Genomic DNA, 13695 nt, shown 5'->3' with positions numbered 1-13695 from the left:
GGGCAGGGGTTTATTTAACTTATTTTTGCAACAATCAACCGGCCAGCATCGGGTACGTAAACAAGCCGAAGTGAAGCAGATTCAAGCCGAAGTGCGTGGCAACCGCCGCGCCCAAGCCGCCGAAGCGATACGCCAGGCCATAACCGACTCCGGCGATGCTCGCCAGCAGCACCCACTGCCAACCCGCGCCCAGGTGCACCAGGCCGAAGAGCAGCGAGGCCAGCAGCAGCGCGAGATTGTCACCGTAGGGCAGCTGTTTGAAACGCTGGCTCAGCCCACCCTGGACGTAGCCACGGAACAGCGCTTCTTCCACCAGGGTGACAAGAAGCAGATTGTTCAACACCCACAGCCACGCCTGTTCGGGCCATTTCGGCGCCCAACTGATCATGCCCAGCAACGCGGCGCCACCCAGCGCGGCCACGGCGGTCAAGGTCAAGGCCAGCGCGGAGACGCAGATCGACAGGCGCAACGAACGGCGCGCTACGATCCACGGGCAGGCCAGCAGCAGCCAGAAGCCGATCAGCGGTTTGTCCTGGTTCAGGTACATCGAGAAGGGCACCGCGTCGGCGGTGAACCGTTGCGGGGCAATACCGCGCCCGTTGTAGAAACCCGGCAGCCAGTGCATCGCCAGGCCCAGGGCCAGCACGATAAACAAGCCGTGGCCCAGGTAGCGCGCCCAAGGGGTGCGCTGCTGGCGCACGGCATACCCGGCCAGCAACAACAGGGCGACCGAGATGCCGGCGAGCAGGCCCAATTGCCCATAGATCAGGGCCAATACGTAGCCAATGGAAAGAAGCGCCAGGTACAGCCAGGGCAGTGCGAGCATGGGAAATCCTTGGAAAAATCTGGGCGGCATTATAGCGACCGTCCTACAGGCGACACATGAAAACTCCGGTAATCGTCCTACAAGGTTTTAGCCAGCCGTCCTGGTCGCAACACCATCCACAACGCGCCGGCAATCAATAACCCGCCGTACACGTGCGCCATTGATAGAGGCTCGCCCAGCAACAGCGCACCCCACAGCACGCCAAACGGTGGGATCAAGAACGTGGTGGTCATCGACCGCACCGGCCCGATGGCGGTGAGCAAGCGGAAATACAACACGTAGGCCAGCGCCGTACACACCAGGCCCAACCCCAGCAACGAGCCCCACACCGGCCATCCGCCCCAACTCGCGGGCGGATGGCTGATGGCGCTGTAGGCAAACAGCGGCAACAGAAACAACGTCGCGCCGAGCATGCTGCCCAGGGCCGACAGACGACTGTCCAAGCCACCGCGCTGGTCCAGCCAGCGCCGCGCCAGGAACCCGGCAAAGCCATAACAGGTGGTGGCGACCAGGCAAGCCAGCGCGCCCATCAACAATTCCAGGTCAAACGCCACCGGCCCGGCACGGGTCAACACGCCCACGCCAAGCAGGCCCAGGCTGACCCCGGCGAGTTTCGACGGGGTCAGGCGCTCACTGAAAAACAGCCCGCCAATCAACACGCCCATCAACGGCGTGGTGGCGTTGAAGATCGCCGAGTAACCCGCCGGCAGCACCTGGGCGGCCACCGAGTACATCGTCGCCGGGATGCCCGAGTTGATCACGCCCAGCAGCAGGACGGTCTTGAACTTGCCCTGGAAATCCCACTTCACGCGCATCACCGCCAGGATTACCAACAACCCTGCGGCCGCAATCGACACACGGAAGAACGCGGTCGGCACCGCCCCCAGCTCCGGCGCGATAATGCGCATGAACAGGAAGCTGGCGCCCCAAATGGCGGCGAGCCCCAGCAGGTACAAGGTGTCGACAGGTCTCACGGAGTTCTCCTACATCAATCAGGCGGCGAGTGTTGCACGCCACCTCGACTGATTACAGGACAAACCGCGTCACCAGCCCATTGAGGTCCACCGCCAGGCGCGACAGTTCCTGGCTGGCGGCCGAGGTCTGGGTGGCACCGGCAGCGGTCTGGGTGGACAGGTCGCGAATGTTCACCAGGCTGCGGTCCACCTCGCGCGCCACCAGGGCCTGTTGCTCGGCGGCGCTGGCGATCACCAGGTTGCGCTGGCTGATCTGCGAGATGGCTGCGGTGATTTTCTCCAGGGCGCTGCCCGCGCTGTTGGCCCGTTGCAAGGTTTGGCCAGCGTGTTCGGCACTGCTGTTCAGCGCGCCGACGGTGTCCTGGGTGCCTTGCTGGATGCCGGTGATCATCTGCTCGATTTCTTCGGTGGAGTCCTGGGTGCGCTGGGCCAGCGAGCGCACCTCGTCGGCGACCACCGCAAAACCACGGCCGGCCTCGCCCGCGCGGGCGGCTTCGATGGCGGCGTTCAGCGCCAGCAGGTTGGTTTGCCCGGCAATGCCGCGGATCACTTCCAGCACCTTGCTGATGTCTTGCGCCTGCACCGCCAGGCCTTCGGCTTTATTGGAGGCGCCGAGCACTTCGTCCACCAGGTTCTGGATCGAGCTGATGGTTTCGCTGATCTGGTAGTGGCCGTGCTTGCTGTCCTCGTCGGAGGCCTTGGACGCTTCGGCGCTGGACACCGCATTGCCCGCCACCTCGTCCACGGCGGCGCTCATTTCGGTCACGGCGGTCGCGGCCTGTTCGATTTCATCGTTCTGCGCTTGCAGGCCACGGGTGCTCTGTTCCATCACCGAGCTCATTTCTTCGGCGGCCGAGGCCAGTTGTTGCGCCGATTCGCTGATGCCGCGAATGGTGGTTTGCAGCTGTTCCTGCATGGTGGCCAGGGCCGTCAACAAGTGCGCCGGCTCATCCTTGCCGCGCACCACGATGGGCTGGCTCAAGTCGCCGGCGGCGATGGTACGCGCCACGCTCAGCGCCTGGCCGAGGGGCGCGGTGATGCTGCGGGTCAGCAGCCACGCCAGGACCAGGGTGGCCAGCAGCGCGAACACGATGATCAGGCCGACCACCCATTGTGCGTTCACATACATCTGCGCGGCCGACGCCACTGCCGCTTCGACGCCGTTCTGGTTGAACACGATCAGCGCTTCCAGGCTTTTGCTGAGGATCACACCCTGGGGCGCCAGGCGCGTGTTGAGCAGGTCGATGGCGTCTTGTTGCTGATCCTTGTCCACCAGCGCGACGATCTGCCCGACCAGGCTGAGATAGGCGTCCACGTTGACCTTGAGCTGCTGGAGTTTCTCGCCTTCTTCGGCGTCGCTGAGCAGGCTTTCGTGATGCTGCAGCAGGGCTTGCAGTTCGCTGCGGTGGCGGCCGAGCAGGCTTTTGCTGGTGTCACGAATCCGCGATTCGTCGGTGGTGGCCAGGCGCAAGGCCTCCAGGCGGATGCTGGCCACGTAGGCGGCGCTGTCGTGGATATTCTCGATGCTCGGCATCCACGATTGCTCGATGACCAGCGCACTTTCCCGCAGCTTGGCCATATGGCCCAGGCCAAACATCCCCACGATCACCAGCAAGCTGGCCAAAACCCCAAAACTCAGACCCGCACGCAAGCCGATCCTCATATTCCTCAATGACATCTCAATGCTCCTTGGGCGATTAGAACCTGTTCCCGGGTCGGCCTTTTAGCCTTGTTAGGAGGGGAAAGGGCGCGCTGTATAGCAAAGTGCCACTAATGAGGTAATCAGGGTTTCCCTTACGGTGTATCAAGACGGTTACATAGCGGCGTCGGCCGTTGCGGTGCCGGGTTTTTCGCCCGCACAGCGCCAGACAGCGCCGTTGCAGGGGTGTGCAGAAAACATCCTGCGACTTTTTGGTGCGTTTATTGACCGATTGGTCGAATAAAAAAAATTGAAAATAGATGTACGAAATGAACGAAGTTGTACAACGCGCCAGGAAAAATCGTCCTTCTCCTGCCTTCCTACACTGGCTAAGCTCAGTGCTTCCAGATACCCGTAGAGGTTTCCCGCATGTCGCCATCCACGCCCGCCCTCGCCATCGCCCGGATGATCCTTGATGGCTTCGACGATTACCGCGAGCACTTCCGCCAGATCACCGACGGTGCCCGCGAGCGTTTCGAAAAGGCCCAGTGGCAGCAGGGGCAGGCGGCGTCGGCGGCGCGGATCAACCTGTATGAAGAGAAGGTCGGCGAAGTGACCACGCGCCTGCACGCGAGCTTCGCCGAACACGAATTGCTGGACATCGACCTGTGGCCCCTGGTGAAAAGCGCCTACATCGGCCTGATCGACCTGCGCTTTGACGATGAACTGTCCGAGACCTGGTACAACTCGATCTTCTGCGGCCTGTTCAGCCATGACCTGATCAGCGACGGCTGCATGTTCATCCACACCACCCGGCCCAGCCTGCGCCGGGCGCGCGCGGCGCAAACGCGCACCTATGCACCGGCGGGCAACATCGCCGCGATGCTGGCGCAGGTCTTCGCCGACTATCGCTTCAGCGAGCCCTACGCCGACCTGCCTGCCGACCTGCGCCGCCTGGAAGCGCAGTTGCGCGAGAACCTGCCGGACTGGGTGTGCAAAGACCCGGACCTCAAGGTCGAGCTGTTTTCCTCGGTGCTCTACCGCAATAAAGGCGCCTACCTCGTAGGACGCATCTACACCCGCGACGAACAATGGCCCCTGGTGATCCCGCTGCTGCACCGCGAAGGGCAGGGCATCCAGATCGACGCGTTGATCACCGACGAAGCCGATGTGTCGATCATCTTTTCGTTTACCCGTTCCTACTTCATGGTCGACGTGCCGGTGCCGGCGGAGTTCATCGGCTTTCTGCGGCGCATCCTGCCGGGCAAGCACATTGCCGAGCTGTACACCTCCATCGGCTTCTATAAACACGGCAAGTCGGAGTTCTACCGCGCGTTGATCAACCACCTCGCCACGACCGACGACCAGTTCATCATGGCCCCCGGCGTGCGCGGCATGGTCATGAGCGTGTTCACGCTGCCGGGCTTCAACACCGTGTTCAAGATCATCAAGGACCGCTTTTCACCGTCGAAAAACGTCAACCGCGCCACGGTGATCGAGAAATATCGCCTGGTCAAAAGCGTCGACCGCGTAGGACGCATGGCCGACACCCAGGAATTCGCCGACTTCCGTTTCCCGCTGAGCAAATTCGAACCCGAGTGCCTGGCCGAACTGCTGGAAGTCGCCGCCGGCACCGTCGAAGTCGAAGGCGACACGGTGCTTATCCGCCACTGCTGGACCGAGCGGCGCATGACCCCGCTCAACCTCTACCTGGAAAACGCCAACCCCGCCCAGGTACGCGAAGCCCTCGAAGACTACGGCCTGGCCATCAAGCAACTGGCGGCGGCGAACATCTTCCCCGGCGACATGCTGCTGAAAAACTTCGGCGTCACCCGCCACGGCCGCGTGGTGTTCTACGACTACGACGAGATCTGCTTTCTCACCGAAGCCAACTTCCGCCACATCCCCGCGCCGCGTACGCCCGAGGACGAAATGGCGTCCGAGCCCTGGTACTCCATCGGCCCGCTGGATGTGTTCCCCGAAGAGTTCCCGCCGTTCCTGTTCGCCGATGCCGGCCAGCGCAAGTTGTTCGATGAACTGCACGGCGAGCTGTACAACGCCGACTACTGGAAAGGCCTGCAGGATGCGATTCGCGCGGGCAAGGTGATCGACGTGTTCCCATACCGGCGCAGGGACCCAGTGTGACGCGAGCCCCCTGTGGGAGCGGGCTTGCCCGCGATAGCGGTGTATTAGTCGGCAGATGTGTCGCTGACAGATCGTAATCGCGGGCAAGCCCGCTCCCACATGATCGTTGCTCCCACATTTGCTTGTGGTTTACCGCCGATGCCACTCAGGCGCCTGCCAGACGCGACGCTTTTCTGCCACACTTGCCGGCCGTGCCTATATAGATAACCGTCAAGTACCTGATGACTGACCAAGCGCCCACTATCGACCAACTGCTCAAAACCCTCGATCACGCCATGCTCGCCGACCGCCACCGCTTGCGTCGGCAGTTGCTTGAGCTGCGCAAGAAGCCCGACGAGGACAAGTTGGCGCAGTGGGTGGCGCGCATGCAGGCGTCCTGCGCCCAGGTCACGGCGCGCCGCGCCAGCCTGCCGGTGATTCGTTACGACGACAGCCTGCCGATTGCCGCCAAGCGCGATGAAATCAAAGACGCGCTGAACAAGCATCAGGTGTTGATCATTGCGGGTGAGACCGGTTCGGGTAAAACCACGCAGTTGCCGAAGATCTGCCTGGAAATCGGTCGCGGCCAATTCGGCCTGATCGGCCACACCCAGCCGCGCCGGATCGCTGCGCGCAGCGTCGCCAGCCGGGTCGCCGAAGAGTTGGCGACGCCATTGGGCGCACTGGTTGGCTATCAGGTGCGCTTTGAAGATCAGAGCGACTCCAACACCCTGATCAAGCTGATGACCGACGGCATCCTGCTGGCGGAAACCCAGAACGACCGCTACCTGGAACGCTACGACACGATCATCGTCGACGAAGCCCACGAACGCAGCCTGAACATCGACTTCCTGCTGGGTTACCTGAAGACCCTGCTGCCCCGTCGCCCGGACCTGAAAGTCATCATCACCTCGGCGACCATCGACCTGGAGCGCTTCTCCAAGCACTTCGACGATGCGCCGATTGTCGAAGTGTCGGGCCGCACCTTCCCGGTGGACACCTGGTACCGCCCGCTGACCCTGGAGCAGGACGAGGAGGGCAACCGCGTCGAGGACGACCTCACCGTCGACCAGGCGATCCTCGCCACCCTCGATGAAATCGCCGCCTACGAGCGCAGCGAACGCCGCAGCCCTGGCGACGTGCTGGTGTTCTTGCCGGGCGAGCGCGAGATTCGCGACGCCGCCGACATGCTGCGCAAGGCCCAGCTCAAGCACACTGAAATCCTGCCGCTGTACGCGCGCCTGTCGCCGGCCGAGCAGCAGCGGATTTTCCAGTCCCACCCGGGCCGGCGCGTGGTGCTGGCGACCAACGTCGCAGAAACCTCGCTGACCGTGCCGGGCATCCGTTATGTGATCGACAGCGGCACCGCGCGCATCAGTCGCTACAGCTACCGCGCCAAGGTGCAGCGCCTGCCCATCGAGGCGATTTCCCAGGCCAGCGCCAACCAGCGTAAAGGCCGCTGCGGCCGGGTCGAGCCGGGGATCTGCATCCGCTTGTACAGCGAAGAAGATTTTATTGGCCGCCCGGAATTTACCGACCCGGAAATCCTGCGCACGAACCTCGCCGCCGTGATCCTGCAGATGCTGCACCTGCGCCTGGGCGAAATCACCGACTTCCCGTTTATCGAACCGCCCGACGGCAAGGCCATCAGCGACGGTTTCAACCTGCTGCAAGAGCTCTCGGCCGTGGACCGCAACAGCCAGCTCACGCCGTTGGGCCGCCAGTTGGCGCGCCTGCCGGTGGACCCGCGCATGGGCCGCATGCTGCTGGAAGCGGCCAAGCTCGGCAGTTTGCAGGAAGTGCTGATCGTCGCCAGCGCCATGTCGATCCAGGACCCGCGCGAGCGTCCGCCGGAACGTCAGCAAGCCGCCGACCAGGCCCACGCACAATGGAAAGACGCGGATTCGGACTTCGCCGGCCTGGTCAATCTGTGGCGCGGCTTTGAAGAGCAGCGCCAGGAACTGACCGCCAGCCCGCTGCGCAACTGGTGCCGCAAGAACTTCCTCAACTATTTGCGCCTGCGCGAATGGCGCGACTCCCATCGCCAGCTCAGCCTGATCTGCCGCGACATGCAGCTGACGATCAACAAAGAGCCGGCGGATTTCCCGAAACTGCACAAGGCGGTGCTGTCCGGCCTGCTCAGCCAGATCGGCCAGAAGACCGAAGACGGCGATTACCTCGGTGCGCGCCAGCGACGTTTCTGGATTCATCCGTCGTCGGGCATCGGCAAGAAGCGCCCGCAATGGCTGATGACCGCCGAACTGGTGGAAACCACCAAGCTGTATGCGCGCATGGTCGCCAAGATCGATGCTGACTGGATCGAGCCGCTGGCCGGGCATTTGATCAAGAAAAACCACTTCGAACCCCATTGGGAGAAGAAACGCGGCCAAGTGGTGGCGTTTGAGCAGATCACCCTGTTCGGGCTGATCGTGGTCGGGCGCCGGCCGGTGCATTACGGGCCGATCGATCCGGTGGTGTCGCGGGAGTTGTTTATCCGCGAAGGCCTGGTGCGCGGCGAGATCCAGTCGCGGGCCAAGTGCCTGACCGCCAACCAGCAACTGCTGGAGCAGCTCGACGAACTGGAAGCCAAGGCGCGCCGGCGCGACATCCTCGCCGATGAAGAAACCCTGTACGCCTTCTACGATGCGCGCTTGCCGGCGGAGATCCACCAGACCGCGACCTTTGACAGCTGGTACAAGATTCACAGCCAGAAAGACCCGCAGTTGCTGATCATGCGCGAAGAAGACGTGCTGGCCCGCGAGGCCAGTGAAGTCACCGCCGCGCATTACCCGGACACGCTGCACCTGGGCGATCTGGAACTGGCATTGAGTTACCACTTCGAACCCAACCACCCCCGTGACGGCGTGACCCTGCGCGTGCCGGCGCCGCTGTTGCCGGCGTTGCCGCCGGAGCGCCTGGAATGGCTGGTGCCGGGGGTGATCGAAGCCAAGTGCATCGCCTTGGTGCGCAACTTGCCCAAGGCTTTGCGCAAGAACTTCGTGCCGGTGCCGGATTTCGTCAAGGCCGCGTTGCAACGTATGGAGTTTGGCCAAGGCTCGCTGCCCCAGGCCTTGGGGCGTGAGCTGTTGCGCATGACCGGCGCGCGCGTGAGCGACGAAGCCTGGGCCGAGGCGGCGCAGCAGGTGGACAACCACCTGAAGATGAACCTGGAAGTGGTCGACGGCCAAGGCAAGTTCCTTGGCGAAGGCCGCGACCTGGCCGAGCTGACCGCGCGCTTCGCCGAAGCCAGCCAAGCCGCGTTGGCCGTGCCGCAAACCGCGAAAAGCCAGCAGCCGGTGGAGGCCAAGGTGTTCGCGGCGGTCGCCGAAAAGACGCAACAGAAGATAGCCGGCCTGTCGATGACGGTCTATCCGGCGCTGGTGGAAGAAAACGGCACGGTCAAGGAAGGGCGTTTCTCCACGGCTGCCGAAGCTGAGTTCCAGCATCGCCGCGCCTTGCAACGCTTGCTGATGCAGCAACTGGCGGAACCGGCCAAATTCCTGCGTGGCAAATTGCCTGGTCTGACGGAGCTGGGCCTGATGTACCGCGAACTGGGGCGCATCGACGCCCTGGTGGAAGATATCCTGCTGGCGAGCCTCGACACCTGCGTACTGGACGGCGAAGCCAGCCTGCCGCGCGATGGTGCCGGTTTGGCCGCCTTGGCCGAGCGCAAGCGTGGCAGCTGGACCGAACACGCCGAGCGCCTGGCGCGCTTGACCCTGGAAGTGCTGAAGCTCTGGCACGCGCTGCAAAAACGTTTCAAAGGCAAGATCGACCTGGCCCAGGCCGTGGCCTTGAACGATATCAAGCTGCAACTGAGCCACCTGGTGTACCCCGGGTTTGTCCGCGAAACCCCGGCGCAGTGGTTCAAGGAACTGCCGCGTTACCTCAAGGCCATCGAACTGCGCCTGGAGAAACTGCCGAGCCAGGTGCAGAAGGACCGGGTGTGGAGTGGCGAACTCAGTGGCCTGTGGGCGCAATACGAAAACCGCCTGAAAAAACACGCCCAGGAAGGCAAGCGCGACCCGCAGCTGGAGCTGTACCGCTGGTGGCTGGAGGAATATCGGGTGTCGTTGTTTGGCCAGCAGCTGGGCACCAAGGTGCCGATTTCCGACAAGCGCCTGAGCAAGCAATGGAGCCTGGTCGAGGCCTGAAGCCCAACCCAAATCCAAACCCCAATCCCCTGTGGGAGCGGGCTTGCCCGCGATAGCGGTCTATCAGCTGCTGATGTGCAAACTGACCCGCCGCTATCGCAGGCAAGCCAGCTCCCACAGTTCAGGTACATCCAGGAAAATGGCGGTTTGTCCGCAGATAGCGCCAAATTCCGAGGTTTGTGGCAAACTTCGCGCCTATAAATGCCGGGATCGCCGGTTTGGGCTGGCTGCTACAGCCACGGCGCGATGGAATAAAGCGATGCCAGTTTGATGTCCGCCGGGCGGAATAAAACTACTTAAAGTTTGGTACGACGGTACCAATATCTTCTGCCTGACAGATTTAGAGGAACGACCGTGCATAACGTCGTCATCAGCGGCACTGGCCTGTACACCCCTGCCAACAGCATCTCCAACGAAGAGCTGGTGCAGTCCTTCAATACCTACGTGCAACAGTTCAACAGCGAAAATGCTGACCCCATCGAGCGCGGTGAATTACAGGCGCTGACCGAATCCAGTGCCGCCTTCATCGAAAAAGCCTCGGGTATCAAGAGCCGCTTCGTGATGGACAAGGACGGCATTCTCGACCCCAAGCGCATGGCCCCGCGCCTGCCTGAGCGCAGCAACGACGAATGGTCGGTGCTCTGCCAGATGGCCGTCGGCGCTGCCGAACAGGCCCTGCAACGCGCCGGCAAGACCGCCGCCGATATCGACGGTGTGATCGTCGCCTGTTCCAACTTGCAGCGCGCCTACCCGGCCATCGCCATTGAAGTCCAGGAAGCCCTGGGCATCGCGGGTTTCGGTTTTGACATGAACGTGGCGTGTTCCTCGGCCACCTTCGGCATCCAGAACGCGGCCAATAGCATCGCGCTGGGCCAGGCCCGGGCGATCCTGATGGTCAACCCGGAAGTCTGCACCGGCCACCTGAATTTCCGTGACCGTGACAGCCACTTCATCTTTGGCGACGCGGCCACCGCCGTGATCCTGGAGCGTGCCGACCTGGCGACGTCCGAGCACCAGTTCGACGTGGTCAGCACCAAGCTGCTGACCAAGTTCTCCAATAACATCCGCAACAACTTCGGCTTCCTCAACCGCGCGGCGGAAGAGGGCATCGGTGCGCCCGACAAGCTGTTCGTGCAGGAAGGCCGCAAAGTCTTCCGCGACGTGTGCCCGATGGTCGCCGAGCTGATCGGCGTGCACCTGGCGGAAAACCAGTTGGACGTGGCGGACGTGAAGCGCTTCTGGCTGCACCAGGCCAACCTGAGCATGAACCACCTGATCGTGAAAAAACTGCTGGGCCGCGAGGCCACGGTGGAAGAAGCGCCGGTGATCCTTGATACCTATGCCAACACCAGTTCGGCGGGGTCGGTGATTGCGTTTCATACTTATCAGGACGATCTGGCCAAGGGCTCCGTTGCGGTGCTCAGCTCGTTCGGTGCGGGTTATTCGATCGGCAGCGTGATCCTGCGCAAACGCTGATTGATCGGCCAAATGTGGGAGCGGGCTTGTGTGGGAGCTGGCTTGCCTGCGATGCAGACACCTCGGTATTTCAGATACACCGAGTTGATGCCATCGCAGGCAAGCCAGCTCCCACATCGATTGCATTCCCAAAGTGAAATTGAGGTAGACAATGGCAGCAGCCGACGACGCGCACCTGCTTGAACGCCTGCTCAAGGGCGAGCAACGGGCCTACAAGGAGTTGGTCACCACCTACCAGAGCGCCATGCGCGCGGTGGCCTATGCCATCGTCGGCCAGCGCCATGCCGATGAAATCGTCCAGGATGCCTGGTTGTCGGTGGTGCGCAACCTGTCTAAATTCGAAGGGCGTTCCAGCCTCAAGACCTGGCTGCTGACCATCACCGCCAACGCCGCCAAGGGCCGCTACAAGCAGAACCGCCGCGAAGTGCTGCTGGATGATCTGCCTTCACCCCACGGCACCATCGGTGATGATCGTTTTACCCCCGATGATGGCCACTGGGCCGTCGCCCCGTACGCCTGGCACCAGGACACCCCGGAAGCCCTGCTCACCGAGGATGAACTGCGCAATTGCCTGGAACACACCTTGCTGAGCCTGTCGGAGTTGCAAAGCAGCGTGCTGGTCTTGCGTGAACGCCAAGGCCTGGAGTTGGAAGAGATCTGTAATCTTCTGACGCTCTCTCTCTCCAATGTCCGTGTGCTGTTGCATCGAGCACGGCTTAAAGTCTTCGCCACGGTGGAGCATTTTGAGGAAACGGGCGAATGCTGACCTGTAAAGAACAAGTGGCACGTTCCAGTGACTATCTCGATGGGCAACTGACCTTTCGCGAGCGCTTGCTGGTGCGTCATCACCTGATGTTTTGCCCCAACTGCCGACGGTTTATCCGCCAGATGCGCCTGATGCAGGCCACGCTGAAAATACTGCCGGACGAGCCGGTGGGGGATGTGGATGCCTTGGCGCAGCAGCTGGCTGCCGAGCGGCTCAAGGATCAGAACGGCGGGGAATAAGAGGGCTCGCGTGGCGGGATCGAACGGATGATGGGGACCGATCCGACCACGCAAGACTGTTGCAGCCACCTCGGGCCGTCCTGGCCCAAGGCTTCAAGCACTCACATTTAGAACTTGGCTTCTGCGTCCAGCTGCAAGGTGTTGACCTTGGCATCGCGGTAGTTTGTCGCGCTGGAGTAATCGGCCTTGGTCAGGAAGTAAGTGGCGCCGATCGCGAAGTTCTTGTCGATGTCGTAACCGACCTTGAACTTGTGACCGCGCGAACCGGTAACACCGCCGGCGAAGTCCGAGTCGGTGAAGCCACCGACCACGGCGTAACGCTGGATGTCGCGGTAGTTGTAGTCCAGGTTCAAGCCAAACACCTTGGACTTGGCACCCACCAACCAGGCAGTGTCCTTGTCGCTTTCAGTGGCTTTGGTGTTTTGTACATACTGACCGTAGAAGGACAACGGCACGGCCAGGCCGCCGACGTCGATCTGGCTGAAGCCTTCATACAAGCGGTATTCGCTGGCATTGCCGGCCACGGTGTTCAGGATGGTTTCCTGTGGGGTCAGGCAGGCGGTGGAGCCGGCAGTCGGGCAACGGCTGTCTTCGTCGTTCTGGAACGCGTAGACGCTACCGCCCAAGGTCACTTTCAGGTTGTCGGTCACGGCGAAACGCGCGCCCAACTGGCCGGACGTCATGCGCATGTCGTTGCGAAATTGCACGCCTTCGCCGTTGACGTTGTCTTTGAGGCTGTAGTTACCGGCGCTACCGAACAGCTCGGCGCTGCCACCCAGTGGGTATTTGTAGGTCAGTGCCAGGCCTTCCGGGTTCACGTCGGTGTCCCAGATCACGTCGCCCATGCTGACCCACGGTTGCAGCATCTTGCCGCCGATCACGTGCAGGTTCTTGACCTGGTCTGGGTGGTAGTCGATGTAGCCGAGGTCCAGCCACAGCGCTTTCTTGTTGAAGTAGCCGTCCAGGTCAACGTTGGTGGAACGGGCGTCGTCGCTACTGCCGGTGGCGATACGGATACCGGTGTCGACTTGCGAGTTGATCTCGGTGTAGGCACCCAGGCGGGCACGCAGGCGCTGGCGATCCTTGTCCTTGCCGCCATTGTTTGGCGAGCCTTCGACCTTGACGGTCTCCTGGCGCACGCGCACGTCGCCTTTGAATTGGGTCTTGGCCGCCCAGGCCAGCTTCTGGTCGAAGCTGCTCAGCTCGTTGGTTTTCTTCGCGGTGGCCGCGATCTGTTCGTTGGTCTCTTGTTGAGCTTGCCGTGCGATCTGCTGTTCTTTCTGATCCCGTGCCAGCTCAGCTTGCAGTTCGCTGTACTGGGCATTGGTGATCTGGCCGTTGGCCTTGAGCATGTCGAGCAATTTAGCGTCGACTGCAGCGTTGGCCGGTACGCTCAGGGCCAGCAACAGGCCGCCGCACAGGATCGCCGCAGTTTTAGTGGAAGCAAGACGCATATCAATCTCCGAAAGTGAGGAGGGATGGCAAACCATCCAGGAC

General features: G+C 62.1%; 9 protein-coding genes and 1 pseudogene. 5 read left to right on the top strand and 5 right to left on the bottom strand.

The window, feature by feature from the left end:
- Positions 1-34: 34 nt before the first annotated feature.
- From PSH87_RS20410 to PSH87_RS20400, 3 genes are all read right to left on the bottom strand, one after another.
- The gene (locus tag PSH87_RS20410) at positions 35-826 is read right to left on the bottom strand and encodes a CPBP family intramembrane glutamic endopeptidase (RefSeq protein WP_305430868.1); all 792 of its coding nucleotides are present in this window, start codon (positions 824-826) and stop codon (positions 35-37) included.
- A 77-nt stretch (positions 827-903) separates the two neighbouring features.
- A complete protein-coding gene (locus PSH87_RS20405) occupies positions 904-1800 on the bottom strand; it encodes a DMT family transporter (RefSeq protein ID WP_305430867.1) in 897 nt (298 codons plus the stop codon).
- 52 nt (positions 1801-1852) lie between these two features.
- Complete coding sequence (locus tag PSH87_RS20400) at positions 1853-3463, bottom strand: methyl-accepting chemotaxis protein (RefSeq protein ID WP_370695330.1); 1611 nt, start codon at positions 3461-3463, stop codon at positions 1853-1855.
- Between the two features lie 405 nt (positions 3464-3868).
- Between PSH87_RS20400 and aceK the strand changes: the two genes are divergently transcribed.
- The 5 genes from aceK to PSH87_RS20375 all read left to right on the top strand — a co-directional run bounded on the left by aceK (position 3869) and on the right by PSH87_RS20375 (position 12198).
- Positions 3869-5584 carry a bifunctional isocitrate dehydrogenase kinase/phosphatase gene (aceK, locus tag PSH87_RS20395; protein WP_305430865.1) on the top strand — a complete coding sequence of 572 codons (1716 nt, stop codon included), beginning with the start codon at positions 3869-3871 and terminating at the stop codon, positions 5582-5584.
- 221 nt (positions 5585-5805) lie between these two features.
- Positions 5806-9717, top strand: a complete 3912-nt coding sequence (gene hrpA / locus PSH87_RS20390; RefSeq protein WP_305430864.1) for an ATP-dependent RNA helicase HrpA — start codon at positions 5806-5808, stop codon at positions 9715-9717.
- 354 nt (positions 9718-10071) lie between these two features.
- A complete protein-coding gene (locus PSH87_RS20385) occupies positions 10072-11193 on the top strand; it encodes a beta-ketoacyl-ACP synthase III (RefSeq protein WP_305430863.1) in 1122 nt (373 codons plus the stop codon).
- A 151-nt stretch (positions 11194-11344) separates the two neighbouring features.
- Positions 11345-11959 (top strand): RNA polymerase sigma factor, encoded by a 615-nt coding sequence (locus PSH87_RS20380; protein ID WP_257782714.1) that lies wholly within the window; start codon positions 11345-11347, stop codon positions 11957-11959.
- The gene (locus PSH87_RS20375; RefSeq protein ID WP_305430862.1) at positions 11953-12198 is read left to right on the top strand and encodes an anti-sigma factor; all 246 of its coding nucleotides are present in this window, start codon (positions 11953-11955) and stop codon (positions 12196-12198) included. The genes PSH87_RS20380 and PSH87_RS20375 overlap by 7 nt, the downstream gene beginning before the upstream one ends.
- Positions 12199-12305: 107 nt before the next feature.
- Here PSH87_RS20375 and PSH87_RS28880 read toward each other — a convergent pair whose 3' ends face one another.
- Complete coding sequence (locus PSH87_RS28880; protein ID WP_370695329.1) at positions 12306-12509, bottom strand: hypothetical protein; 204 nt, start codon at positions 12507-12509, stop codon at positions 12306-12308.
- A 267-nt stretch (positions 12510-12776) separates the two neighbouring features.
- Positions 12777-13652, bottom strand: a pseudogene (locus PSH87_RS20370) (putative porin); the annotation flags it as partial.
- Between the last annotated feature and the right edge of the window lie 43 nt (positions 13653-13695).

The sequence above is a fragment of the Pseudomonas sp. FP453 genome (genome assembly GCF_030687495.1).
Taxonomy (GTDB): Bacteria; Pseudomonadota; Gammaproteobacteria; order Pseudomonadales; family Pseudomonadaceae; genus Aquipseudomonas.
The sequence above is the reverse complement of the archived record's forward strand: the minus strand, read 5'-3'. Positions and strand labels throughout refer to the sequence as shown.